Annotated in this window: 25 protein-coding genes and 1 pseudogene; 15 read left to right on the forward strand and 11 right to left on the reverse strand. The window is 66.8% G+C overall.

The genetic code is table 11. From position 1 onward, the window contains the following. Positions 1-999: ISL3-like element ISPfr2 family transposase (locus AB0269_RS00005; RefSeq protein WP_366209161.1), on the reverse strand; the 999-nt coding region annotated here is incomplete at its 3' end. Positions 1,000-1,164: 165 nt separating this feature from the next. On the opposite strand from AB0269_RS00005, the gene AB0269_RS00010 reads away from it, so the two are divergent. Beyond that, a complete protein-coding gene (locus AB0269_RS00010) occupies positions 1,165-1,722 on the forward strand; it encodes a hypothetical protein (RefSeq protein WP_366209163.1) in 558 nt (185 codons plus the stop codon). A 526-nt stretch (positions 1,723-2,248) separates the two neighbouring features. Here AB0269_RS00010 and AB0269_RS00015 read toward each other — a convergent pair. Genes AB0269_RS00015 through AB0269_RS00035 form a run of 5 tightly spaced genes read right to left on the reverse strand, consistent with a single transcriptional unit; the run spans position 2,249 to position 6,642 of the window. Further along, positions 2,249-3,211 carry a sugar kinase gene (locus AB0269_RS00015; RefSeq protein WP_363566789.1) on the reverse strand — a complete coding sequence of 321 codons (963 nt, stop codon included), beginning with the start codon at positions 3,209-3,211 and terminating at the stop codon, positions 2,249-2,251. Beyond that, a complete protein-coding gene (locus AB0269_RS00020) occupies positions 3,208-3,870 on the reverse strand; it encodes a bifunctional 4-hydroxy-2-oxoglutarate aldolase/2-dehydro-3-deoxy-phosphogluconate aldolase (protein ID WP_363566787.1) in 663 nt (220 codons plus the stop codon). Before AB0269_RS00020 ends, AB0269_RS00015 begins: the two co-directional genes overlap by 4 nt. Next, positions 3,867-4,640, reverse strand: a complete 774-nt coding sequence (locus AB0269_RS00025; protein WP_363566785.1) for an SDR family oxidoreductase — start codon at positions 4,638-4,640, stop codon at positions 3,867-3,869. Before AB0269_RS00025 ends, AB0269_RS00020 begins: the two co-directional genes overlap by 4 nt. After that, positions 4,637-5,623 carry an alcohol dehydrogenase catalytic domain-containing protein gene (locus tag AB0269_RS00030; RefSeq protein ID WP_363566783.1) on the reverse strand — a complete coding sequence of 329 codons (987 nt, stop codon included), beginning with the start codon at positions 5,621-5,623 and terminating at the stop codon, positions 4,637-4,639. The genes AB0269_RS00025 and AB0269_RS00030 overlap by 4 nt, the downstream gene beginning before the upstream one ends. Positions 5,624-5,682: 59 nt before the next feature. After that, positions 5,683-6,642: a C-terminal binding protein gene (locus AB0269_RS00035; RefSeq protein ID WP_363566781.1), complete on the reverse strand. Its 960-nt coding sequence runs from the start codon at positions 6,640-6,642 to the stop codon at positions 5,683-5,685. 75 nt (positions 6,643-6,717) lie between these two features. Between AB0269_RS00035 and AB0269_RS00040 the strand changes: the two genes are divergently transcribed. From AB0269_RS00040 to AB0269_RS00080, 9 genes are all read left to right on the forward strand, one after another. Beyond that, positions 6,718-7,806: a mandelate racemase/muconate lactonizing enzyme family protein gene (locus AB0269_RS00040; RefSeq protein ID WP_363566779.1), complete on the forward strand. Its 1,089-nt coding sequence runs from the start codon at positions 6,718-6,720 to the stop codon at positions 7,804-7,806. Between the two features lie 41 nt (positions 7,807-7,847). Then, positions 7,848-8,912 carry an ABC transporter substrate-binding protein gene (locus AB0269_RS00045; protein ID WP_363566777.1) on the forward strand — a complete coding sequence of 355 codons (1,065 nt, stop codon included), beginning with the start codon at positions 7,848-7,850 and terminating at the stop codon, positions 8,910-8,912. Between the two features lie 33 nt (positions 8,913-8,945). Next, positions 8,946-10,502, forward strand: coding sequence for a sugar ABC transporter ATP-binding protein (locus AB0269_RS00050; RefSeq protein WP_363566776.1), 1,557 nt, complete (start codon positions 8,946-8,948; stop codon positions 10,500-10,502). Continuing rightward, positions 10,499-11,482: an ABC transporter permease gene (locus AB0269_RS00055; protein WP_363566775.1), complete on the forward strand. Its 984-nt coding sequence runs from the start codon at positions 10,499-10,501 to the stop codon at positions 11,480-11,482. Before AB0269_RS00050 ends, AB0269_RS00055 begins: the two co-directional genes overlap by 4 nt. Further along, positions 11,479-12,465 (forward strand): ABC transporter permease, encoded by a 987-nt coding sequence (locus tag AB0269_RS00060; RefSeq protein ID WP_363566774.1) that lies wholly within the window; start codon positions 11,479-11,481, stop codon positions 12,463-12,465. The genes AB0269_RS00055 and AB0269_RS00060 overlap by 4 nt, the downstream gene beginning before the upstream one ends. Beyond that, a complete protein-coding gene (locus AB0269_RS00065; protein WP_363566773.1) occupies positions 12,462-13,475 on the forward strand; it encodes an alcohol dehydrogenase catalytic domain-containing protein in 1,014 nt (337 codons plus the stop codon). Before AB0269_RS00060 ends, AB0269_RS00065 begins: the two co-directional genes overlap by 4 nt. Then, positions 13,472-14,488 carry a Gfo/Idh/MocA family oxidoreductase gene (locus tag AB0269_RS00070; RefSeq protein WP_363566772.1) on the forward strand — a complete coding sequence of 339 codons (1,017 nt, stop codon included), beginning with the start codon at positions 13,472-13,474 and terminating at the stop codon, positions 14,486-14,488. Before AB0269_RS00065 ends, AB0269_RS00070 begins: the two co-directional genes overlap by 4 nt. Before the next feature lie 72 nt (positions 14,489-14,560). After that, on the forward strand, positions 14,561-15,340 hold the full coding sequence (locus AB0269_RS00075; protein ID WP_363566771.1) for a glucose 1-dehydrogenase: 780 nt from the start codon (positions 14,561-14,563) through the stop codon (positions 15,338-15,340). A 53-nt stretch (positions 15,341-15,393) separates the two neighbouring features. Beyond that, positions 15,394-16,878, forward strand: coding sequence for an aldehyde dehydrogenase family protein (locus AB0269_RS00080; protein WP_363566770.1), 1,485 nt, complete (start codon positions 15,394-15,396; stop codon positions 16,876-16,878). A 76-nt stretch (positions 16,879-16,954) separates the two neighbouring features. Here AB0269_RS00080 and AB0269_RS00085 read toward each other — a convergent pair whose 3' ends face one another. Beyond that, on the reverse strand, positions 16,955-18,061 hold the full coding sequence (locus AB0269_RS00085; RefSeq protein WP_366209166.1) for a LacI family DNA-binding transcriptional regulator: 1,107 nt from the start codon (positions 18,059-18,061) through the stop codon (positions 16,955-16,957). Between the two features lie 134 nt (positions 18,062-18,195). Between AB0269_RS00085 and AB0269_RS00090 the strand changes: the two genes are divergently transcribed. After that, positions 18,196-18,351 carry a hypothetical protein gene (locus AB0269_RS00090; RefSeq protein WP_363566768.1) on the forward strand — a complete coding sequence of 52 codons (156 nt, stop codon included), beginning with the start codon at positions 18,196-18,198 and terminating at the stop codon, positions 18,349-18,351. A gap of 116 nt (positions 18,352-18,467) precedes the next feature. On the opposite strand, the pseudogene AB0269_RS00095 reads toward AB0269_RS00090, so the two are convergent. Next, positions 18,468-18,797, reverse strand: a pseudogene (locus AB0269_RS00095) (UBP-type zinc finger domain-containing protein); the annotation flags it as partial. A gap of 62 nt (positions 18,798-18,859) precedes the next feature. Here AB0269_RS00095 and AB0269_RS00100 point away from each other — a divergent pair. Both AB0269_RS00100 and AB0269_RS00105 read left to right on the forward strand, forming a co-directional pair. Then, positions 18,860-19,516 carry a cyclic nucleotide-binding domain-containing protein gene (locus AB0269_RS00100; protein ID WP_366209167.1) on the forward strand — a complete coding sequence of 219 codons (657 nt, stop codon included), beginning with the start codon at positions 18,860-18,862 and terminating at the stop codon, positions 19,514-19,516. After that, positions 19,474-20,508: an FAD-dependent oxidoreductase gene (locus AB0269_RS00105; protein WP_366209168.1), complete on the forward strand. Its 1,035-nt coding sequence runs from the start codon at positions 19,474-19,476 to the stop codon at positions 20,506-20,508. The genes AB0269_RS00100 and AB0269_RS00105 overlap by 43 nt, the downstream gene beginning before the upstream one ends. 62 nt (positions 20,509-20,570) lie before the next feature. Here AB0269_RS00105 and AB0269_RS00110 read toward each other — a convergent pair whose 3' ends face one another. After that, complete coding sequence (locus AB0269_RS00110) at positions 20,571-22,166, reverse strand: isocitrate lyase (RefSeq protein WP_366209169.1); 1,596 nt, start codon at positions 22,164-22,166, stop codon at positions 20,571-20,573. A gap of 130 nt (positions 22,167-22,296) precedes the next feature. Beyond that, entirely contained in the window at positions 22,297-22,560 is a 264-nt protein-coding gene (locus tag AB0269_RS00115) for a hypothetical protein (RefSeq protein WP_366209170.1), read from the reverse strand. On the opposite strand from AB0269_RS00115, the gene AB0269_RS00120 reads away from it, so the two are divergent. Next, positions 22,559-23,137, forward strand: a complete 579-nt coding sequence (locus tag AB0269_RS00120; protein ID WP_366209171.1) for a dihydrofolate reductase family protein — start codon at positions 22,559-22,561, stop codon at positions 23,135-23,137. The genes AB0269_RS00115 and AB0269_RS00120 overlap by 2 nt on opposite strands. Here the strand turns inward: AB0269_RS00120 and AB0269_RS00125 are convergent. Next, on the reverse strand, positions 23,124-23,948 hold the full coding sequence (locus AB0269_RS00125) for a phospholipase (protein ID WP_366209172.1): 825 nt from the start codon (positions 23,946-23,948) through the stop codon (positions 23,124-23,126). The two genes, AB0269_RS00120 and AB0269_RS00125, sit on opposite strands and share 14 nt — an antisense overlap. Before the next feature lie 254 nt (positions 23,949-24,202). Here AB0269_RS00125 and AB0269_RS00130 point away from each other — a divergent pair, with 254 nt between their 5' ends. Continuing rightward, complete coding sequence (locus AB0269_RS00130) at positions 24,203-24,550, forward strand: PadR family transcriptional regulator (RefSeq protein WP_366209173.1); 348 nt, start codon at positions 24,203-24,205, stop codon at positions 24,548-24,550. Positions 24,551-24,552 lie beyond the last annotated feature (2 nt).

The following is a 24,552-nucleotide window of genomic DNA, read 5'->3' on the forward strand; positions in this document are numbered from 1 at the left end:
CTGGTAGACACCCCAGGTCGCCTCGACCTCGACGTGAGCGTCATCAACGAACAGCGCGCGTAGCCTGTCGCTCTGCTTGTCGGTGAGCAGGTCCGAGCCGGTGTGCAGCGTGCGCCGCGACTTGTAGAGCGGATCGTCCCTGAACCCACGGTGCCCGTGGATCGCGAGTTGGACCCGGCGCCGGCACCTGTCGAGGGCGTCACCGGCCAGGCGCACGACGTGGAAGGGATCCATCACCGTGACCGCGTCCGGGATCTCCTCCGCAGCGGCGGTCTTGAACCCGGTGAAGCCGTCCATCGGGACCACCTCGACCGCGTCACGGAAGGCGTCGTCGCGGTCGGCGAGCCAGGTCTTGAACGCCGCCTTCGACCGGCCCTCGACCATGTCCAGCAGCCTTGCTGGGCCGGCGCCATCGCGGACCGGGGTGAGGTCGATGATCACGGTGACGTACTTGTCGCCACGCCTGGTGTGGCGCCAGACGTGCTCATCGACGCCAATCACCTTCACGCCCTCGAACCGCGTGGGGTCGTTGATCAGCAGCCGCTTGCCTTCGGCCAGGACCGCGTTGTTGGCGGTGTCCCACGCGACCCCGAGTCCCTCGGCAACACGGGCGACGGTGAGGTGTGCGACCACGATCCCTTCCAGCGCCCACCGCAGCCCGGTGCGCGAGAGCTTCGCGCGTGGCTCCGCCGCGGCGCTGGTGTCTTGGCGCCACACGTGTCCGCAGTCTGCACAGCGGTAGCGGCGCACTACAACTTCCAGCACGGTCGGTCGCCAGCCCAGCGGCTCGTGGGCCAACCGCCGGATCACGGTGTCACGAGCAGCGCCTTCGCTGCCGCACCGTCGGCACCACTGATCTGGTTCCACCACGCGGCACGCGAGGACCGCACGATCCGGTTCAAGTCGTTGCCCGATCACGCTCAGACCGAGGCCGTCGAGTCGAGCGAAGGCGGTCAGGTCAGGGCGGCCGAAGCCGGCCGGCGGGGCAGCGTCGGTCACGTCGAGGTCTTTCGGACGGATGGCGTAGGAACCTCCATCGTCGGGAGACCTCGACGTCTATCTGCGGACCGACGCGCCCGGCCGACCTACACCCTCATCTGGGAAGAGCCGGATTACCGGGTCCTGAACCAGTGGCGCAATTACGCCAGCACCTCGGGTGTCGCCGTGAAGCTCGACCCCCACGCCGGGTTGATCCCGGCGGACCCGCCCATGATGGCAGGATTCATCTTTCTGCCTCAGTGGGTCACGGTCGCGTACCGGCCGGACGAGCAAGATGACAGAATTCAGAGGGTCCTCCAGAGCATCACTTCCGGACAGATTAAGCCGACGCTTGACTCCTCTGATGCCGCTGCCGCGAACAAGCTCATCCGGGGGCTCCTCGCTGCCCTCGCCGCGTCTATGAAGGACTTGGCGTACATGGAAGAGAAGGAAGTCCGACTGATCGCGTACCTCCCGGAAGAAGCCTCGCCGAGCCATCGGGGTTCTAGTAGAGGTGTCGTCCCGTACATGAAGATCAATCACTACCCGAATTTCGGTTGGGAACTCGCAGGTTTGAAGGGCCTCGCTGATCCCAAAGCCCTTCTCCCAATCGAAGAGGTTCGGGTTGGGCCGCCAGATGGCGAGAGCGAGCGGCAGCGGATCATCGGGGTCACATCGCTCCTCCGAGCAAACAGGTCAAACGCCCCGGTGAACGGGTCCACCATTAGATATCTCCCCGCGTAGAACCGCTGTGTCCAGGGGATCGGAGCTCCGGCCCCCGAGTAGTCAGCGCTGCAGTTTCCGACAGCTCTCGTGAGACGAATCGGCCCGGCGCGATTCTCGACTTCTGCTTGATTCCGCGGCTCGCCCGTCTCACGGACTGCCAACTCACGTGAGATCGGACAGATGTGCGATCTCACGAAAAGTGTCGGAGTCTCACGAAGGCTGTCGGAGTCTCATGGTGTGGCTGACATTGTGGATCGCGCTCGCTCTGCTCGCAGTTGGCGGCGGAACTATGCTCGTGGCGCGTCAGCGGAGGGCGACGGGGAGATGAACAGAGCGGATGCCGAGAGCATCACTCGGGTATCGTCCACCACTCCGCTCGAGAGCGTCTGGAACCGCATAAATGGGCCATGGATTGTGCTCCGGTACGTCGGAGGCGCTCAAGGCCACGTGCTCCGGGACCAAGTCAGGGCGTGCATGCTCGACGGGGTCCCGAACAACATCAGTGCGATCGTCCGAGGGCTGGTCTGCCCCCGACGGCTACGCTTCATCGGGATACCGGGTCGACCCTGTTCAGCAGGGTGAGCTCATCCAAACGGGGCGTACCCTCCCAGTCGCCCGGCAGCAAGCACGCGAAGGCGCCGACCCGGTTGGCGAGGTCCAATCGGTCGTCGACACGAGCGTCTCGCAGCGTCGCGGACAGATATCCGGCGACGAATGCGTCTCCGGCACCCACCGTGTCGACCGGACGAATGAGCTGGGCGTCTGCGCGGTATCGGGTCCCTTCGACGAGCGCGATGCATCCCTGGTCCCCTCGCTTGAGAATGACCTGACTCGGTCCGAGGTCGGCCAATCGAGTGAGAAGCACTTCAGGATCGTCTGCCGCCCCCACCACGATCGTCGCTTCTTCGTCACCGGCGAAGATGATGTCGGCTCTGGCGGCGATCCGACGGAACTCGGGGCCCGCCTCCTCGGATGACCACAGTGTCGATCGGTAGTTGACGTCGAACGATACCAAGACGCCGGCATCCTTCGCCCGGTCTATCGCGGCGTGCGTGGCTGCAGCCGCCGTCGGGGAGAGAGCGGGCGTGATTCCGGTGACATGCAGCAGGCGTGCCCCCACGATGAGCTCGGTCGGGAGGTCGGCCGGGACGAGTCGAGATCCGGCGCTGCCGGAACGGTAGTACCAGACCCGAACCGATTCCTGTGTACGCCGTTCCTTGAGCATCAGGCCGGTCGGGGCGTCGGGATCGCGGACGGCGACCACGTCGATGCCCTCCGCGCGAAGCTCTCTCACGACTCGGTCGCCCAAGCTGTCCGCGCCGACACGACCGACCCATGCGACGGAGATGTCGAGACGCCGCAGAGCCACGGCGACGTTGCTCTCCGCGCCTCCGATGCCCAGCGACATCCCGGTCACGTGCGCGAGAGATCCGGGCTGATCCGCACGCACGAGCGCCATCGTCTCGCCGAACGTCACGACATCGGGGGAGCTGCGCATCGCGTTCATGAGGCACGTCCTTCGATCGCCTCGGCGACGAGGCCGCTGATCCTGAGGGCTCGCTCGGTCAGGGCGGTGAGATCCCCACCATGAAACGCGTCCTGGAGCAGGGGACCACCGATGCTGACCGCGAGGGCACCCGCCTCGATCCATCGCACCGCGTCGTCGGCATCGAGACCGCCCGACGGAACGATCTCGATGTCGGGGAACGGTCCGCGCAGGTCGGACACGTACTTCGGTCCGACGACGGACGCCGGGAAGACTTTCACCGCGGTTGCTCCTGCTCGCCAGCCTGCGTGAAGTTCCGTGGGGGTGAGCCCGCCGGGAAGGACCGGCACCTGACGTGCCAGAGCGACGTCGATGACGCTCGGCTCGAACGTGGGCGTCACGAGGAAACGAGCGCCAATGTCGAGGGCTCGTCCAGCCTCTTCCGGTGTCGTCACCGTGCCCACGCCGATCTCGGCCTCACCGTCGAAGGCGCTCAGCAGCGCGGGGAGCTCCTCGAAGACACCGTCGGTGCTGAGCGTCAGCTCGATGACGCGCACCTCGCCGCAGAGGAGCGCCTCGACGACCGGAGCGTAATCGCGAGCGTGGCGCGCACGGAGTACCGCCACGACGGGCTGAGCGCGCAGCAGGGTGGACGCGGGGGTCCGCTCGATGTCGATCATCGCGCCATCCACCCTCCGTCGACGGGAAGGACGGTTCCGTGGATGTAGTCGGCGGCCGACGACGCCAGGAAGACGACAGCACCCGCGATGTCATCGCCGTGTCCCCACCGCCCTGCCGGGATGCGGCCGGAGATCTGCGCATTGCGCTGTGCGTCTGCGAGGAGTGCCGTGTTCATATCCGTGTCGATGTATCCGGGCGCGACGGCGTTCACGTTGACGCCGCGCGGCGCCCACTCGTTGCAGAGCGCCTTGGTGAGCTGCGCGACCGCTCCTTTCGATGCCGAGTAGGCCGCGACGCGGAAGCCACCCTGGAAGCTCAGCAACGAGGCGAGGTTCACGATCTTGCCGTGGCCGCGATCGAGCATCGGTCCGGCGAAGCCCTGGCAGAGCTGGAAGACGGCACGAAGGTTGACGTCGAGCACCGTGTCGAAGTCAACCAACGGGAACTCCGTGGCGTCGTGCCGGATCTGCATTCCAGCGTTGTTCACGAGGATGTCGACGTCCCGGCCGCCGAGAGTCTCGGAGATAGCAGTCGCGATCGATGCCTCATCGGCGAGATCGACCGGGACATGGTCGATCCGACGACCCATGGATGCCGCCTGCTGGAGAAGCTCGTCGGCGATTGGAGCGCGCTGCAGCGATACGACGTCGGCCGACGCGCGGAGCAGACCGGCGGCAATCGCCTGTCCGATGCCGCGCGACGCCCCGGTGACCACCGCTGTGCGGCCCGTGAGGGCGAAGGGACTGGTGGGTCCGTGTGTGCCGGTCATGCGCGCACGACCGCGTCGTCGATCCGGTCGGGAGAGACGAGAACCTTGAGCGCAGCCCCGGCCGCCATAGCCCGCTCGAAGGCGAACTCGATCTGCTCGAGCGGATACACCTCGACTGGTAGCCGGCCCAGACCGAGTGCATCGCCTTCGAGGAGCTCGACTGCGCGGTGCACATTGGCGCGCGTGTACACGCGCACACCGACCACGGTGATCTCGGCGAAAGTGAGCGCCTGGAGGTCGACCTCGACCGGGCGTTTGTACACGCCGACGAGCACGACCGTTCCGAGCACGCGCACCGTTTTTCCGAGCAGTGCTGCAACCGACGGGTGGGCCGCGGAATCGAACACGATGTCCGCCCCTTCACCGTCCGTCGCGGCACGTATCGCATCAACGGGGTCGATCCCGGCCGGGACCGTGTCGAAGCCCAGCGAGGCGGCGACCTCGCGCCGCTCGGCGCTGGGCTCCGCGATGAGGATCGAGGCCGCGCCCGCGTGACGAGCGACGAGAGCGGTGAGGATGCCGATGGGGCCGGCGCCAAAGACGAGCACGCGCTCACCGCCGGCGAGGCCGGACCGCTCGACCGCATGCACCGCCACGGCGAGCGGTTCCGCGAGCGCTGCCTCGACGGCAGGAACGTGTGCGGCGATCGGCACGAGCGAGGCGACCGGTAGCGAGACGAACTCGGCGAGCGAGCCCGATTGGTCGATGCCGAACAGGCCGAGGTTGCGGCAGACGTGCGTCGCACCCCGCCGGCAGGTGGCGCACTCGCCGCAGGTGATGAGTGGCTCCACGGTGACTCTCGTGCCGACGGGCGGTGCGCCGGGAGCTCCAGATTCCACCAGGCCCGTGATCTCGTGCCCCATGATGAGCGGAGGCAGGGCGCGGGGGTGTGCGCCGTGCATGATGGCGAAATCGGTGCCGCACAGACCGGTGTGCTCGACACGGATCAGGGCATGGCCCTCACCTGCTTCGGGAATGGGCACGGACCGCTGTTCTATCCGGTCAGGTGCGACCCAAACGGCAGCGCGCATCGTGTTCTCGGTCATGACAGGACCTCCGGGTTCAGGATGTCGCGGGGCGTGATGCCCTCGCAGACATCGATGACGTTCTCGACGGCCCGGCGCTTCAGTTCGCTCTCGGACTCCTCGCTGTACCAGGCGGCGTGCGGGGTGAGCGCGGCGCCGGGCAGATCGTAGAGCAGGCTCTCGGCGGGGAGGGGCTCCTCTTCGAAGACGTCGAGTCCGGCGCCCTTCAGCGCGCCGGACCGCAGGGCCTCGACGACGGCGGCGGTGTCGACGACGCCGCCGCGGCAGGTGTTCACCAGCATCGCACCGTGCTTCATCTGGCTGATCGCGACGGCGTCGATGAGATGACGGGTGGTGTCGTCGAACGGTACGTGCAGGGAGATGACGTCGGACTGCGACAGCAGTGTTTCGAAGTCGACGACGGTGATGCCGTCGGATGAGGCGATCGGGTCGTCGCGGCGGTCGCACCCGAGGACGGAGAAGCCGAGTGCTCGTGCCTTCCGCGCGGTGGCGAGTCCGATGCGCCCGAGGCCGACGACGCCGAACACCGTTTCCTTCGTGCGGTGCAGCGGCTTCGCGTGCGAGAGCGCGTACTCGCCGCCGCGCATGGCGCGATCGAACTGCACGATGCCGCGAACGAGCGTCAGGGCCAGCGCGATCGCGTGGTCGCTGACGTCTTCGGTGCCGTAGTCGGGGACGTTGCAGACGGCGATTCCGCGCGCAGTCGCCGCAGCGACATCGACGGTGTCGACGCCGACACCATAACGGCCGATGGCCCGCAGTCGGGGGAGGGCGGCGAGCACGCGGTCGGTGATCGGGGCGTACTGCACGACGATGGCGTCCGCGTCGCGGGCCGCCGCGATCACGTCGTCCTCCGTGCGGCACTGAGCGAGCTCGAGGGCGAGGCCTCGGGCGGCGGCCACGGCGAGCTCTTCGTCGATGGTGTCGTGGTCGCAATCGGTGATGACGAGGTTCATGTGGACAAACTAACGCAGATGTGCCAGATTAGGAAACCGGTTAACTGACACCGTCGTCCCAGGGAGTTGCGTCGCATGGCCACCATCGTCTCGGTCACCACCGATCACTATCTCGTCCCCCTTCCCGTGCGCCTCACCGACAGCACGCACGGGAACATGGACGACTTCGAGCTCATCACGGTGCGCATCACCGACGCCGACGGCGTTGAGGGGATGGGGTACACGTACACGGTGAACGCCGGCGGTGCCGCCGTCGCAGTCATGATCGACCGGTACCTCCGCGACGCACTCATCGGGCAGGATGCCGACCGCATCGAGGCTCTCTGGCAGCGTATGTGGTGGCACCTTCACTACGCCGGACGCGGCGGGCACCAGACCTCCGCGATCTCCGCGGTCGACATTGCACTGTGGGACCTGCTGGGTCGTCGCGCGCAGACGCCCCTCTGGAAGCTCTTCGGCGGGTTCGATCCCGTGGTTCCCGTCTACGCGGGAGGTATCGACCTGCTGTTCCCGATCGAGCAGCTGCTGGATCAGTCCGACCGCTTCCGCGCGCAGGGCTTCCGCGCAATCAAGATGAAGGTGGGGCGCGCCGACTGGAGGGAGGACGTTGCCCGGGTCGCCCGCATGCGCGACCACCTCGGCGACAGCTTCCCATTGATGGTCGACGCGAACATGAAGTGGAGCGCGGATCAGGCCATCAAGGTCGCGCGCGCGGTGCGCGAGTTCGATCTGGTCTGGATCGAGGAACCCACGATCCCCGACGACATCGCCGGGCACGCCCGCATCCTGCGGGACGGGGGAGTGCCGATCGCGACCGGGGAGAACCTTCACACGCTCGAGGAGTTCCACGCGATGATCTCCGCCGGAGCCGTGACTTTCCCCGAACCCGACGTCAGCAACTGCGGCGGTATGACGGTGTTCCGCAAGGTGGCCTCGCTAGCCCAGGCCCACAACCTCCCGATCACGAGTCACGGCGTGCACGACCTCACGGTGCACTGCCTCGCGGCTGCGCCGAACCGCACGTACATGGAATACCACGGTTTCGGTCTCGAACGGTACCTCGCCGAGCCATTAGCGATCAGTGACGGGGTCGCCATTGCCCCCGACCGTCCCGGCCACGGACTCGAGTTCGACTTTGAAGCCCTCGAGGCGCATCGCGCTTGACGTCTCAGTTCCCCCCCCCCCATAACAAAGGAGTTATCAGCATGATCACCCGAAAGATCCTCACCGGGGCTGCCGCTGCGGCCGTCCTCGCCCTGGCACTCACCGGCTGCACCGCCCCCCTGAACTCGTCGAGCGACAAGGGCGGAAAGGGCGAGGATGCCGGCCAAGTGGTTGCCACGGAGTCGTCCGAGACCTGCACAAACCCGTCGCCCACGGACACCCCGCTCTCCGAGATGAAGATCGGCTACTCGCAGTCCGAGAATGAGCAGAACCCGTTCCGTGCCGTCGAGACCGCTTCGGTCCGGGATGCTGTGGAGGCCTCGGGGGCCGAGTTCCTTTACACCAACGCCAACAGCGATCAGGCCAAACAGCTCAGCGATATCCAGTCGATGATCAATCAGGGCGTCGACGCGCTCATCGTCTCGCCGATCAGCAGCTCCGGTCTGCAGGCGGCGTTCGAGACCGCCAAGGATAAGGGGATCGCGATCTTGATCATCGACCGCGAGACCGCCGGCACCCCTTGCGAAGACACGATCAACTCGTTCATCGGCTCGGACTTCTACCAGCAGGGCCTGCGCGCCGGCGAGGCGATGGCCGAGGCGATGGGTGGCAAGGGCTCGATCGCCGAGATCCAGGGACCGTCCGGGACCGATGTGGCGAAGGCTCGATCCGAGGGCTTCGCTGAGGCGCTCAAGAAGTTCCCTGACATGAAGGTCGTCGCCAAGCAGCCGGGCAACTGGTCCACGAGCGAGGCGCAGGAGCTTCTGGGCCAGATGATGTCGGCCAATCCGGAGATCACCGGTGTATACACGCACAGCGACACGATGGCGCTCGGTGCGATCACCGCGCTGAACAACTTCGGCAAGAAGCCGGGCAAGGACGTCTTCATCACCTCGGTCGACGGGTCGGCCGACGCCGTGCGCTATGTTGCAACCGGTGAGATCTACGCCAGCGTCGAGACCAGCCCGCGGTTCGGTCCGGCCGCAGTCAGCTTGCTTGAGGACTGGTTCGCCGGGAAGCCCGTGGCCCAGCAGACGCTGCTTGAAGACAGGCTCTACACGGTCGAGAACGCGCAGGACGCGCTCGACTCCGGCGACGCGTATTGACATCCGAATCCCGTCGTCAACGAGGTGAAGAATATGACCGAAGTCGGCAGAGTGCCGGTACTGGAAGCGCGCAGCGTCCAGAAGTCCTTCAAGGGCGTCCATGCCCTGCAGGACGTCTCGCTCGCGCTCTACCCCGGTGAGATCCACGGCCTTAACGGAGAGAACGGTGCCGGCAAGTCCACCTTGATCAAGATCCTCACCGGCTTCTATCAGCCGGATGGCGGGGAACTGCTGCTGGAGGGTCGGGCGGTCTCCTTCGTGAGGCCGCTCGATTCCCAGCAGGCGGGGATCAGCACGGTCTATCAGGAGATCAACTTGATCCCAGACCGGACGGTTGCCGAAAATATCCTGCTCGGACGAGAACCGCGACGCTTCGGGCTGATCGACAAGCGGGCCGCCGCTCATCAGGTGCGCGGCATTCTGAGCCGCTACGGCCTCGATATCGACCCGCGGGCCAAGGTGCGAACGCTGGGTCTGGGGATGCAGCAGATGGTCGCGATCGTCCGCTCGGTCGCCTTCGAGGCGAAGGTGGTCATTCTCGACGAGCCGACTTCGGCGCTCAACGGCCAGGAGATCGAGACGCTGTTCGACGTCATGCGCCGGCTGCGGGAAGAGGGCGTGGCGCTGCTCTTCGTCAGTCACCGAATGTCGGAGCTCTATGCGTTGTGCGATCGCTTCACGGTGCTGCGCGACGGGAAGTTCATCACGGAGAATACCCCGGCAGACTTGCCGCGCAACGAGCTCGTGAAGGCGATGCTCGGCGGGATCGATCTGGAAGAGGGTGCACTCGACAAGGAAGAATCCGTCGCCAGGCTGCGGGGACTCGAAGCCGTCGAGAACGGCCTCGAGGTGAAGGATCTCACCTGGGGCACCCGCGTGCGAGATGTTTCCTTCCATGTGCGACGCGGTGAGATCGTCGGGCTGCTCGGCCTGCTCGGCTCGGGGCGTACCGAGATCTGCAAGGCGATCTTCGGCGCTGTGAAGCCGGATGCCGGCGAGGTCGTCGTCGGCGGCACGCCGCTCACGCGCCCGAATCCGTCCCGCGCCCTGCACGCGGGGGTGGCCTATCTCTCCGAGGATCGACGCACCGAGGGGATCTTCCCCGGTCTCAGCATCCGCGAGAACATGACGGCCGCCATCCTGAACCGCATCACGACGCTCGGCTTCATCCAGCGCAACGCGCAGGACCGGATCCTCGCCGAGTTCACCGCCGATCTTCGAGTCAAGGCGTCCAGTCCTGAACAGCCCATCAGCGAGCTCTCCGGCGGCAATCAGCAGAAGGTGCTGCTGGGTCGGTGGCTGTCGCTCGGACCGAAGGTCGTGCTCCTCGACGACCCCACTCGAGGCATCGACATCGGAGCGAAGGCCGAGGTCCATCGCGTGATCCGCGCGCTCGCAGAGAAGGGCATCGCCGTGGTCGTGACATCGAGCGAGACCGAAGAGCTGCTCGCGCTGTGCGATCGCCTGGTCGTCCTCAGCGAAGGTCGCGTCACGGGTGAGGTCCTGCCCCACGAGATCGACTACGACGACGTCATCGAGCTCCTCGCCGGTGAGGCAGCCGCGAACGCACAGACAGGAGATGCAGCATGACGTCCACCATAGGGTTCCGGCGTCCGACGACGTCCGAGAACCGCGCACCACGGCGGGGTGGCCTGGTGCAGGCCTCCGCCGTCTACATTGCGTTGATCGTGCTGTTCGCGTTCAACCTCATCTTCACCCGCGGATTCGCGACGGCGTTCACGTTCGAGAGCCTGTTGTTCTCCGCAGCTCCGATCATCCTCATCGCAGTGGGCCAGGCGCTCGTGATCGGCACCGGAGGGATCGATCTCTCGGTGGGCTCGGTGATGGCGTTCTCCTCTGCGGTGATCGCGCTCTATCTCGGCTACGGCGAGGGGGCGGCGATCGCGATCGCCATCGTCGCCGCAGCCCTGGTCGGGGCGTTCAACGGATCGCTTATCACCTTCGCCCGCATCAACCCGCTCATCACCGGATTGGGCCTGCTCGTCGCGATCCGCGGCCTCGCGCAGGCTGTGTCCGGCGGTCAGCGCAGCAGCATCCCCAGTGGTGGCCTGTTCGGGTACATCGGCAACGCCTCGGTGTTGGGCATCCCAGTGGTGGCGATCGTCGCCCTCGTCATCGCGGCGGTGATCGCGGTCATCGTGCGCCGGACCTCGTTCGGGCGTTACGCGCTCTTCGTGGGCTCGAATCGAGAGGCCGCGCACCTGGCCGGAGTGCCGCGCAACGCAACGCTGATGAGCGTCTACATCATCAGCGCCGCGCTGGCCGGCATCGCGGGGGTCATGGTCTCGGCCCGAATCGGCGCATCGGACCCGAACTTCATCGGGATGACGTTCGAGCTGACGGCGATCGCAGCCGTCGTGATCGGCGGCACTCCCCTCGCCGGCGGACGCATCTCGGTCATCGGCACGGTCACGGCGGCGATCTTCCTCCAGCTGATCGACACCACTTTCGTCATGCAGGGCATCGACGCGGCCTACTCGCAGATCCTCAAGGCCGTGCTCATCATCGTCGCGCTGTATCTGCAGCGCTCGCGGAAGGACGCATCATGACCGCCGTCTCGTCTACCGCGCTGCGTGCGCGGCGTGCCCGCAGTGCGCGCACCCTCGAAGCCGTGCAGTCGTACGGTGTGACAGGTGTGCTGCTGCTCATCGCGGTGGTCGCAGCGCTCGTGTTCCCGTCCTTCGGGGTGCCGGAGAATCTGCTGTCGATCACGACCGCCGCATGCTTCGTGGGCCTCATCACGATCGGCCAGGGCTTCGTGCTCATCTCCGGCGGCATCGACCTCTCGGTCGGGTCGATGGTCGGCCTCGGCAGCGTGCTGGCCGCCCTCGCCGCGCCGCACGGTCCGGTCGCAGCGCTGCTCGTGCCGCTGTCGGCCGGTGCACTCGTCGGGCTCGTGAACGGCCTGCTGATCGGCAAGGTGCGCCTCGCGGCGTTCATCGTGACGCTGTCGTCGATGCTCGCCGTCAACGGCATCGCCATCGTGCTCGCGCCGTCGACGATCCTGCTCGACTCGACGAGTGCCTTCGCGCGCATCGGCACCGGATCGTTCCTCGGCGTGAACAACCTGATCTGGATTCTGGTCTTCGCCTTCGCCATCGCCGGAATCGTGCTGAACCGGACGCCGTTCGGATCTCGGGTCTTCGCGCTCGGCGGGAACGAGGATGCTGCGCGCATGATGGGCATCAACGTCGGACGCGTGAAGATCAGCGTCTACGTGATCAGCGGGGCGCTCGCCGGGCTCGCCGGTGCGCTGCTCGCCGCGCGCCTGGCCTCGGGCAACGCCACCCTCGGCGCCGGGTACGAGCTCACCTCGATCGCGTCCGCCGTCATCGGCGGCATCCTGCTCACGGGCGGGGTGGGAACCATGTTCGGTGCGCTCTGCGGGGTGCTCCTGGTCGGCACGATCCAGAACATCATCAACCAGATCGGCACGCTGAACGCCCACTACCAGGGGCTGATGACCGGTCTCTTCCTGGTCGTCGCCGTGATCATCCAGGGGTTCCTCTCCAATCGAAGGGTACAGTCATGACATACATCGCAGCCGCTCCGGTGTTCCGGGGCGACGGAAGGATCGAGTTCCAGGAACGGCAGTACGCAGACCCCGCAGCCGGACAGCTGCTGCTCAGGGTCGGAGCCAACGCCATCTGCGGCACCGATCGCGCGCAGTACTTCGGCGGTTCGACGATCGTCCCGGGGCACGAGGCCGCAGGCACCGTGATCGCCGCGGGCTCGGCGACTGCGACTCCGGTGGGCACCCGCGGCGTCGTGTTCCTGATGGACTACTGCGCCGAGTGTCGCAGCTGCGTGGCCGGCGCGACGAACCAGTGCCTCGCGAAGCGCGCCGACATGGGGTTCACGCATGACGGGGGCTACGGGCCCTACGAGCTGGTGCACGAGTCGAACTTCTTCCCGATCCCGGATGACGTGAGCCTGACCGATGCGACCATGTTGCTCGACGTGATGGGCACGAGCGGGCACGCGCTGCGACGGGCGGAACTCGTGCGGCGCGACATCGAGTCGATTTACATTGCTGGGGCAGGTCCCATCGGCCTCGGCATCCTGGTCATGGCGAAGCTGCGGTACGGCCGCGACTTCCCCGTGCACATCAGCGATGTGTCGCCGTGGCGGCGCGAGTACGCGGAGTCCTTCGGCGGCATCCCGCTCGATGCGACCGATGACAGCGCCCTTCGCAGCATCCGCCCCGATGTCGCGTTCGACTCCTCCGGCAAAGAGGTGGCGCGGCGCGCAGCGCTCGACATCATCGGCCAGCGCGGCGCCCTGGTGTGCGTCGGTCACGGCGAGGGGCTCACGATCGACGTGACGAACGACCTCCTCACCCCTGAGGGAGCAGTGCTCGGCAGCGAGTACTTCGCCTTCGACGAGTTCGACGACAACCTGCGCCTGCTGCGCGAGAACCGCGAGTACGTCACCCGCGTGATCTCGCATCGGCTGCCGGTGGAACAGCTGGGCGTGGCGTTCGAGCTGTTCCTGGAGGGTAAGACGGGCAAGGTCGTGATCACGCAGGAGGATCCGCTGTGACCCGGCCGCTGAAGGTGGCCGTTATCGGCGCAGGCAGGTGGGGTGAGCAGCACGCGCGCATCTTCTCGAGCCGGTCCGACACCGAGCTGTGTGCCATCGTCGGACGCACTGCGGCGAAGGTCGATGAGCGCGCGGCGAGCTACGCGACGACCGGTTATACGAGCATCGCCGAGATGGTTGCCGCGGCAGAGCCCGATCTCGTGACCGTGTGCCTCCCGAACGAGCAACATTTCGAGGCCACGCTCGAGGTGCTGCGTCTCGGATTGCCGGTGCTGGCCGAGAAGCCGCTCGTCTTCGACCTCGGCGAAGCCGACATCCTGCTCGCGGAAGCCGCGCGGCAGGACACCTTCTTCGCGATCAACTTCAACCACCGATTCGCCGAGCCGGTGCAGCGCGCCAGGCGCGAGCTGCGCAGCGGCAGCCTCGGCGACATCGTCTTCGCGACGTGGCGCTTCGGCGGAGAGGTCATTCCCGGCGGCGGCGTCCTGCCCCCAGGAGGCTCTCCGCACGCCAACCTCATTGAGACGCAGTGTCACGGCTTCGACATGCTCGAGCACCTGTGCGGCCCGATCAGCTCGGTGATGGCGCAGATGGCGAAGACCACTCATGACGCATACACCACGCTGGCCGTGGCCCTCGAGTTCGCGGGGGGAGGCGTCGGCACCATGCTCGGCACCTACGACTCCTCGTACGACTACTCCGATTCCCAGCTCATCGAGATCAACGGGACGCTCGGTCGTGCCGTCATCCACGACACCGTGCGATCGCTCACCATCTCGAAGGCCGGCGACGAGGAGGAGCGGCAGTGGCGCGCCGGGTACTTCAACGATGAGGCCAGGAACTTCCACGGCACCTTCGACCGCCATGTCGACGCGGTGATCGACGCGCTCCGCTCAGGGGCGGAGCCACCCGTGCATGCACGGGCAGGCCGCCGCGCGCTCGAGCTCGCTCAGGCGTCGATCCGATCGTTCACCGAAGGCGTCCGTGTGGAGGTGCCGCCGCCGACGCCCTGATTCCATCCACCCGCACCGACCGACACGAACAACCCGCACGTCGCACCGACGACACGAACAAGGAGAACATCAGTGACAACGCTGAAGAACAAAGTCGCCCTCATCACCGGAGCTGCGTCCGGCATGGGCAAAGCCATGGCCCACGGCTATGCGAAGGAGGGCGCACACGTCGTGATCGCCGACCTCAACATCGACGGCGCGAACGCGGTCGCCGAAGAGATCCGCGACGCGGGCGGATCGGCTTCTGCCGTCGCCTTCAACGTCACCGACACGGCCTCGTCGAAGACGTTGGTCGAAGGAATCGTCGCTGAGCACGGCAGCCTCGACATCCTCGTCAACAACGCGGGTATCGGCCTCATCAAGACCGTCTGGGAGACAACGCCGGAGGAGTGGGACCGCATCTTCGCCGTGAATGTGAAGGGGCTCTTCTTCCTCAGCCAGGCAGCGTGCGAACCGATGCGCGCCCAGGGTAGTGGCAAGATCATCAACCTCGCCTCCGTCGCAGGGCGACGCGGCGAAGCGCTCGTCACGGCGTACTGCGCGTCGAAGGCAACCGTCATCTCCATCACGCAGTCGGTCGCGCTCGCAATGGCACCGTACGGCGTGCAGGTCAATGCGATGGCCCCCGGTGTGGTCGACACCCCGTACTGGAAGCAGGTCGACAAGGAGTTCGGGGCGATCACCGGCAAGGCCGAGGGTGAGACGTTCAAGAGCGTCGCCGACAGCATCCCGCTCGGTCGCACCTCGGTGCCCGCCGATGTCGTGCCGCTTGCGATATTCCTCGCGGGCCGCGGCTCGGATTACATCACCGGACAGACGTACAACGTCGAGGGCGGCACGTACTTCAACTGAGTCGAACGCACCGGCGCACGAACCGAACGAGAACGAGTAGAGGACACGAATCAATGACGATCACCGAAACGATCCTGGGGTCGGATTCACTCCTGGGAGCAGAGCCCCGGATGCTGGTGGGCGGCGAATGGGTGGCCACCGACGCCACACGACCTGTCGACAACCCGGCCACCGGCGAAGTGTTCACGGCGGTGCCGCACGCCACCCCCGAGCACGTCGATCAGGCCATGCGACGCGCACAGCAGGCGCAGCGCACCTGGGCGCGACGCACACTCGCTGAACGAGCCGCGGTGCTACAGGCCGTGGTGGCCGAAGTCGATGCGCATGCCGAGGAGCTCGCGCAGCTCGTGGTCGCCGAGCAGGGCAAGACGATCACCGAGGCGCGTGGCGAAATAGGCGGGGTGAAGGCGTTCTTCGAGTTCGCGATCAGCCAGAAGTACCGCAACGTGGGAGAGGTGGTGGCCCCGTCCGCGAGCGGTCGCCAGCTGATCGTCCGTGAAGAGCCGGTCGGCGTGGTCGTGGCGATCATCCCGTGGAACTTCCCCGCGGCAATCTTCGCCCGCAAGGTCGCGCCGGCGCTCATGGCCGGCAACGCCATCATCCTGAAGCCGAGTGAGACGACGCCCCTGTCGGCGTTGGCGCTCGCGAAGGTGTGCCAACTCGCCGGGGTTCCGGACGGCCTGCTCAGCGTGATCACCGGTCCCGGCAGCAGCATCGGCAAGGTGCTCACCGAGCACCCGGCGACGAACATGGTCACCGTGACCGGGTCGACGCTCGCCGGGCGTCAGATTCTCGCGCAGGCCGCCGAGAAGATCATCCCGGTGTCGCTCGAGCTCGGCGGCAAGGCACCGTTCATCGTGTTCGACGACGCCGATCTCGACCTCGCGGTGCAGCATGCCTTCGAGGCGCGCTTCTGGAACTGCGGCCAGGTCTGCACCTGCAACGAGCGCACCTATGTCCAGCGCGGGGTTTACGACGAGTTCGTGCGCCGTTTCGTCGAGAAGGTGCGGGGTCTCAGGGTCGGAGACCCCACCGATGAGGCATCGCAGATGGGACCGAAGGTCTCGAGGGCCGAGTGGGACAAGGTCAAGGAGATGCTCGATCGGGCCGTCGAGGGCGGTGCCAAGGTCGAGGTCGGCGGAGGCGCTCCTGAGGGGCTGGAGGATGCCCCGGGGTACTGGTTCGCGCCCACGGTGCTCACCGGTGTGACGAACGACGATGAGATCGTGCAGCAGGAGGTTTTCGGTCCGGTGCTGCCCATCGTGCCGTTCGACAGCTACGACGAGGTGATCGGATGGGCGAACTCCACGGTCTACGGCCTCACCTCCTACGTCTATACGGAGAACATCCGTACCGCCATGCAGGCGACCGATGATCTGGAATTCGGCGAGGTCTACGTGAACCGCGTCGGGCCGGAAGAAGTGGCCGGGTTCCACACCGGGTGGAAGCTGTCAGGACTCGGTGGCGACGACGGTCAGCATGGGTTCGAACGGTACATCCACCGCAAGACCGTGTACGTCGACTACGGCGCACGCTGACCATCGTCGAGCGCAGTGGGCGTGGACCCGGGGTTGGCTGTTCCCGGGCCCACGCCCTCGGAGAGCCCCTCGTAAGTCACGTCGCAGTTCGCGAGAGTTCCGTGCGGAGGTCCAGAGATTCCCTGGTAGGTGCGACGGCGGAGGAGGCGCGCAGCACGAGCCGCGGTGCTGTGGTCAGCAGGACGTCTGCCGGTTCTTGTTGCGCGAGTTGGCTTACGAGTGCATCCACGGCGGCCGCGCCGAGTTCGGTGAGAGGCATCGCGACAGAGGTCAGAGGCGGCGTCAGGAAGTCCGCCTGGGGTGCGTCGTCGAATGACACCACCGACACATCTTCCGGCACGCGGAGCCCGAAGTCGCTCAGGGCCTTGAGTGCGCCGACCGCCTGCACATACGTACTCACATAGATCGCCGTCACCCCGGGGTCTTCGGCCACCATGGCCAGTGCCGCACGGTACCCGCCTTCGGCACTAAACGCCCCACGATGAACATGTGGGTCATCGACGCCGAGCGCGGCCATGGACTGCAGGAACGCCCGCTCGCGCTCGAGCGAGGGCAGAATCTCCCCGGGGCCGGCAATATGCGCGATCCTGCGATGACCGAGCCCGGTCAGGTAGCGGATCACGAGATCTCCCGCAGCGGCGACGTCCATGGTCACGTTGCGATTCGAGTCCGGGATTGCCCGGTTGACGAACACGTGCGGTATCCGCTGCTCCTCGAGAATCCGCACCATCGAGTCGCCTGGTTGTGCCGACGCGACGATGAGACCGTCGACCCGTCGAGAACTCACCAGATCGGCGAACGCCGTATCGGCCGCGGTGCCGGGCACTTCCTCCGCCAGGCCATCGACGGCCACTCCCGGAGCGGTCACATCCTCGGCGATGAGGAGCACGAAGCCCTTCTCGATGGCTCGCCGGAACGCGCCGCGTACGATCCGGCTGTATGTCAGGTTAGTCAGATCAGGGATAATCAGCGCCAGCGCCCTGGTCTCGTTTCGGGCAAGGGCTCTGGCTCCTGCGTGCGGCTGATACCCGAGGGCAGCGACGGCATCGAGGACTCGCCGACGGGTTTCCGGCCGGATCGACAGCGTCTTATCCTGATTCAGGAGCCTCGACACCGTCGCCTTCGTCACCCCTGCGCGCTCTGCGACGTCGGCGAGCCGCACTCGTCTCGATGTCGGATCCATACTGTCTGCTCCACCCGCTCGCCTATACGGTCTACTCCCGAAGGAATCTCCCAGACCATACTAGGGAAGCATCTAGAAAATCGGTTTCCCAATCGCGGCGCGACGGTCATGAGGGGCGACGCTACCGCGGGGTCATGACCTCCGCCCATGACTCCTTCCTCGATGCCCGCGTTTTCGTCGTCGTCGACTACGGTCACCGCCAGACCCGGCTGGTAGTCAGGACGCTTGTTACCCAGGGGTGTGTGGTGGTCAACCACGACGGTTATGGCGATTACCGACAGGCTTCGTGAGACACCCGGGAATTTGGCAGCGCGCCATTAACCCGTCTTTCCGGGGATACTCCTTCCCGGCAACCGACAAATCTCGTGAGATCGGACAAGAGCCGCCCGAGCGCCTCGAGCTGCGCGCGCCAGTCCAGGGGGACTCGGCCGCGCGGCCCGGGGGAAGGCTGATCGGCGGGGCGGCTCTGGGGCGGTGCGAGCTCGGTCCCGTCGACGCCGGACTCGGACTCGAAGCTCCAGAACCAGTCCTCGCCGGGTTCGAAGCTGCGGATGACCGGGTGGCCCGTCTCGCGGAAATGCGCCGTCGCGTGCTGGCCGGGCGAGGAATCGCAGCATCCGATATGGCCGCACTGCGCGCAGCGTCGAAGATGCACCCACCATCCCTCGACGGCGTCGCAGTCGACGCATCCTGTCCCGGACGGCGAGACGGTCGGATCGATCCCGATTTCTCTCATGGTCGTGCCTCCTGCGCGGTACTCTACGGGTGGATCCCGGCGGTGGACATAGCGGAGGCGCGATGAATGAGCCGGACAAGCACGTGACCGACCCCGAGCTCGCGCCGCGCCTCACGGACGAGCAGTGGGACAGACTCTGCGTTCGCGGGACGATTCGTGATGTCGACGACGGCGAGATCCTCTTCGCCACCGGGCAGCGTGACTACCCGATGATCCTCGTCGAGGACGGCGAGATCGAGATCGTCCGGGACTCCCTCGCCTGGCTCGACGAAGAGGTGATCGCCTTCATGGGCCCGCGATCCTTCGCCGGCGAGCTCGGGCTTCTCAACGGCCAGCGCGCGTTCCTCACCGCCCGCGCGATCGGCCCCGGTCGGGTGCGGGAGGTCTCGCGCAGCGACCTGCGGCGACTCCTCGCCGAGGACGACGAGCTCGGCGACGTCATCCTGCACGCACTGTGGGCGCGCAGGGAGTCGCTGCGTCGCGGCTCGGCCGCCATGACCCTCAAGATCGTCGGCGCTGCGGGCTCGCCGGGGTTCCTCTCGCTGCGCCGCTTCGCGAATCGTCTCGACCTCGTGCACATGGCCGTCGAGATCGACCTGGATGCTCCGGCGCATCCGCTGCACGCACGCTATGCGCCGAGCGACCGCCGATCGTCTTCCTCGAGGGTCAGCCCCTCGTGCGCGCCACACCGGGCATGCTCGCCGAGCAGCTCGGGCTGAGCTACGAACCGGGCGATGAGGACGTCGTCGACCTCGTCGTCATCGGCGGCGGCCCCGCCGGCCTCGCGTCGGCGATCTACGCGGCATCCGAGGGGCTGAGCACCGTGCTCGTCGACGCCGTCGCCCCCGGCGGGCAGGCCGCGTCGACCTCGCGGATCGAGAACTACCTCGGATTCCCGTTCGGGGTCAGCGGCGGCAGCCTCACCGGACAGGCGACCCTGCAGGCCATCAAGTTCGGCGTCCGGGTGTGCGCGCCGTGCGAGGCGGTCAGCCTGCGCAGTCTCGGCGACGAGCTGACCGTTCTGCTGTCGGACGGTCGAGGCATCCGTGCGCGCTCCGCCATGGTCGCCTCCGGCGCGACCTACCGCAGCCTGAACCTCGACCGCTGGAACGACTTCGAAGGCGACATCCACTACGCGGCGACGGCCCTCGAGCTCAAGCGCGTCGCCGATGCGCCCGTCGTCGTGATCGGCGGAGCGAACTCCGCAGGGCAGGCGGCCCTGTACCTCGCCGCGAGCGGATGCCCCGTGCATCTGGTCGTGCGCGGCGACGACCTCGGCGCGCGGATGTCGTCCTACCTCGTGCGGCGCATCCTCGAGGAGTCGCGCATCCGGGTGCATCTCGGCGCGAACGTCACCGGTCTCGACGGCGATGCCGGACTGTCGACGGTCGTCATCGACACCGCGGGGCCCGTGGAGGCCCGCGGCCTGTTCTGCTTCATCGGCGCCGAGCCCGCCACGGACTGGCTCGCCGAGCTCGATCGCGACGACGCCGGATTCATCCGCACCGGAACCGACGTCACCCGGCAGTCGCTCGACCGCTGGCAGACGATGGGGCGCGAGCCGCTGCCGTTCGAGACCTCGGTCCCGCGGGTCTTCGCCGCCGGCGACGTGCGCCGTGGATCCATGAAGCGGGTCGCCGCCGCCGTGGGCGAGGGATCGAGCGCGGTCGCATCCGTGCACCGTGCGCTCGCAGCGCAGCCGGTTGCCTGAGGTGCGAGCGGCACGACGAAGGGGCCGCGGCTGCGCCGCGACCCCTCCTGCCCAGATCTGATTCAGCTGAACTGGTTCATCGTGTTGTCCTTGCCGCCGGCCTTGAGCGCGGCATCCCCGGCGAAGTACTCCTTGTGGTTGTCGCCGATGTCCGAGCCCGCCATGTTCTGGTGCTTGACCGTCGCGATCCCCTCGCGGATCTCGCGGCGCTGCACGCCGCGGACGTAGGCGAGCATGCCCTCGTCGCCGAAGTAGCCCTTGGCCAGGTCATCGGTCGAGAGAGCCGCCGTGTGGTACGTCGGCAGCGTGATGAGGTGGTGGAAGATGCCCGCGCGAGCCGAGCCATCCTTCTGGAAGGAGCGGATCTTCTCGTCGGCCAGACGCCCCAGCTCCGTGTCGTCGTAGGAGGCGTTCATCAGGTCGCTGCGGTCGTATGCCGAGACGTCCGCGCCGTCCTTCTCGAGCTGGTCGAACGCCTGCTGGCGGAAGTTGAGCGTCCAGTTGAACGACGGGCTGTTGTTGTAGACGAGCTTGGCGTCCGGGATCTCCTCGCGGATCGCGTCGACCATGCCGGCGATCTGCTCGACGTGCGGCTTCTCGGTCTCGATCCAGAGCAGGTCGGCACCGTTGCGCAGCGACGTGATGCAGTCGAGCACGCAGCGCTCCTCGCCCGTGCCGGCGCGGAACTGGTACAGGTTGCTCGCGAGGCGCTTCGGGCGCAGCAGCTTGCCGTCGCGCTTGATGATGACGTCGCCGTTGCCGAGCTCGGCCTCCGAGATCTCCTCGACGTCCAGGAATGCGTTGTACTGGTCGCCCAGGTCGCCGGGCTCCGTCGAGACCGCGAGCTTCTGGGTGAGGCCGGCGCCGAGCGAGTCGGTGCGGGCGACGATCACGCCGTTGTCGATCCCCAGCTCGAGGAACGCGTAGCGCACCGCGTTGAGCTTCGCGATGAAGTCCTCGTGCGGAACCGTGACCTTGCCGTCCTGGTGGCCGCACTGCTTTTCGTCGGAGACCTGGTTCTCGATCTGGATCGCGCAGGCGCCCGCCTCGATCATCTTCTTCGCGAGCAGGTACGTGGCCTCGGGGTTTCCGAACCCGGCGTCGATGTCGGCGATGATCGGCACGACATGGGTCTCGTGGTTGTCGATCTGCGACTGGATGAACTCCACCGCGGTCTCGTCGCCGGCGACGCGTGCCTCGTCGAGCTTCGTGAACAGCAGGTCGAGCTCGCGGGCGTCGGCCTGGCGGAGGAACGTGTAGAGCTCCTCGATCAGGGCGGGCACCGAGGTCTTCTCGTGCATCGACTGATCGGGGAGCGGGCCGAACTCCGAGCGGAGAGCGGCGACCATCCAGCCGGACAGGTACAGGTAGCGCTTGTTCGTGGACTTCAGGTGCTTCTTGATCGAGATCAGCTTCTGCTGGCCGATGAACCCGTGCCAGACGCCGAGCGACTGGGTGTACAGCGACGAGTCGCCGTCGTATTCGGTCATGTCGCGGCGCATGATGTCGGCCGTGTACTGGGCGATCTCGAGACCGGTCCGGAACCGGTTCTGCGCCCGCATGCGGGCGACGTACTCGGGATTGATCGCGTCCCAGCTCGAGCCGTTCTGCTCCTTGAGAGCCTGGATCTTCTCGATGTCGTCGGTGTACGCAGTCATTTCGACTCCTTCGTGGATGCTGACGTTGGCTGAGGTCGTTGCATCCACTCTGTGCCAAGAAAACTACGTCTTCATGCCATCCGGCATGTGAAGAAAAGCAATCCTTCTGCGTTCTGGAAGAAGAATCGGCTCAGGCCAGGGTTCCGACCGGCTGCAGCCGATCGCGCGCGTCCTTCCACGGCTTCACCCAGGTCATCTCCTCCGGTACGAGCACCGCGCCGCACGAGCTGCACACGCCGCCCTGTTCGGTCTCGCCGCCGCAGCCCTCGTGGATCATCGCCATGGGCGCACCGCCGGCCGGGTCTCGCGCACCGAGGACCCTGCGCCCGAGCCGGTGCCCGTGGTCGACCGACGCCGCCATCCCGGTTACCGTGGTGAGCGGAGGCACCATCATGGGCAAAGTCGCCTGGGGATTCACCTGTTCGATCGACGGATTCATCGCCGGACCGGGCCACGACATGAGCTGGTTGTCGGCGTCGGAGCCGAACCCCGACGGTCTCACGCAGCAGCTGGCGGATGCGGTCGGCGTGATCATCTCCGGCCGGCGCGGCTACGACGCGGCGCTGGCGCAGCGCGGCGAACGCGATGAGATGACCGCCGAAGCGTACGGCGGCGCGTGGACCGGCACCGAGTTCATCCTCACGCATCGGCCCGAAGAACTCGTCGGCGACCCCGCCGTCACCGCGCTCGACTGCGACATCGTCGAGCCGGTGCGGCGGGCGCGCGAACTCGCCGGCGACAAGGACGTTCAGATCATCAGCGCCGACATCGCCCGCCAGGCGCTCGAGCACGACCTCATCGACGAGATGCAGGTCTTCGTCGCACCGGTGTTCCTCGGCGACGGCATCCGCATCTTCGACGGCCCCGGCGGACGCCGGCACGACTGGGAGCTCGTCGAGATGTATGAGGGCGCCGAGCGGAGCTTCGGCCGGACCTACCGGCCGAAGCGCTCCGGGCTCAGTACCAGTTGACGGCCTGCGAGTGGCCCCACGCGGCGCAGGGGCTGCCGTAGGTCGCTGCGATGTAGCCCAGGCCCCAGCGGATCTGCGTGGTGGCATTCGTCTGCCAATCGGATCCGGCGCTGGCCATCTTGCTGCCGGGCAGAGCCTGGGGGATGCCGGTCGCTCCGCCGTTCGGGTTGTAGGCCTGGTAGTTCCAGCCCGACTCCTTCATCCACAGGGAGTTCAGGCACGAGAACTGGTCGGCGCCCCAGCCGTACTCGTCGGCGGCGATGAGGGCAGCGGCATCGCGTGCGCCCTCGGGGGTGTTCGCGGCGGCGATCGCCGCGGCCTCGGCGGCGGCGGCCTCCTCGGCCTTCTTCTTCGCGACGGCGTCGTCCAGGCGCTTCTGCAGCGTCGTGGTCTGCGCGGTGACCATCTCGGTCTGCGCGACGGCGGTGTCGGTGAGCATCGAGCGGACGAAGCCGATCGCGTCGTCGTCGGACAGGGCAGTCACGGCGTTCTCGAGGCCCGCGGTGTCGATCGAAGCGTCGATGTCGAAGCCGGACTTCTTCACGCCTGCGGCCGTGTCCGACGCCTTCTTCAGGGCCTTCTGGGCGGACTCGAGCGCAGTGTCCGTCTCGATCAACTGTGCACGCAACTCGCCGCGATCGCTGACCGCGGCGCGGCCGGTGACGTCCGCGGCGGCGGGGGCCGCGGCGGCGAGACCGGCGGTCGCGGCGAGGCCGAGAGCGGCGCCGGCGACCAGGGTCATCGCGACGATGCGCCGGTGGGCGCGGGCGGTGCGGCGGTGGGCACGGGTGACGATTCGAGTTTCAGGCATGACGAACGTAACGATCCTTTGACATGGGGGAGCCGCTTCGGGGCGGCTGGTACGCCCTCGGGTCGAGCGCACAAGGTAACGATTCTGTATCACGGACCCTGAGTGAGTCCTCCGCGAGGCCTGAAAGCGCGGTGTGAGCGGCGTTTCGACGAATATGAGTACTCGGTATTGCCAAGTACTGGTACTCAGTGTTACCGTCTACTGGTACTCAACAACACTGAGTAGCAAGAAATGTCGGAAGCAAAGGAGGAACGATGGCCAGTCAGATGACGGAGATGCTCAAGGGCACACTCGAGGGCATCGTGCTCGCGATCCTCGCCGATCGCCCGGCCTACGGGTACGAGATCACCGCGCGACTGCGCGACGAAGGGTTCACCGATCTCGTCGAGGGCACGGTGTACGCGCTGCTCGTACGTATCGAGCAGCGGGGCTTCGTCGATGTCAAGAAGGTCCCCTCCGAGAAGGGGCCGCCCCGCAAGGTGTATTCGCTGAACAAGCAGGGCCGCACACAGCTCGGCGAGTTCTGGAAGACGTGGAGCTTCCTCGCCGAGCGCATCGAACACCTCCACGGCAGCGCACCACAACGCACACAAGGAGAATGACC

Source organism: Microbacterium sp. NPDC077644 (assembly GCF_040702785.1).
Classification (GTDB): Bacteria; Actinomycetota; Actinomycetes; order Actinomycetales; family Microbacteriaceae; genus Microbacterium.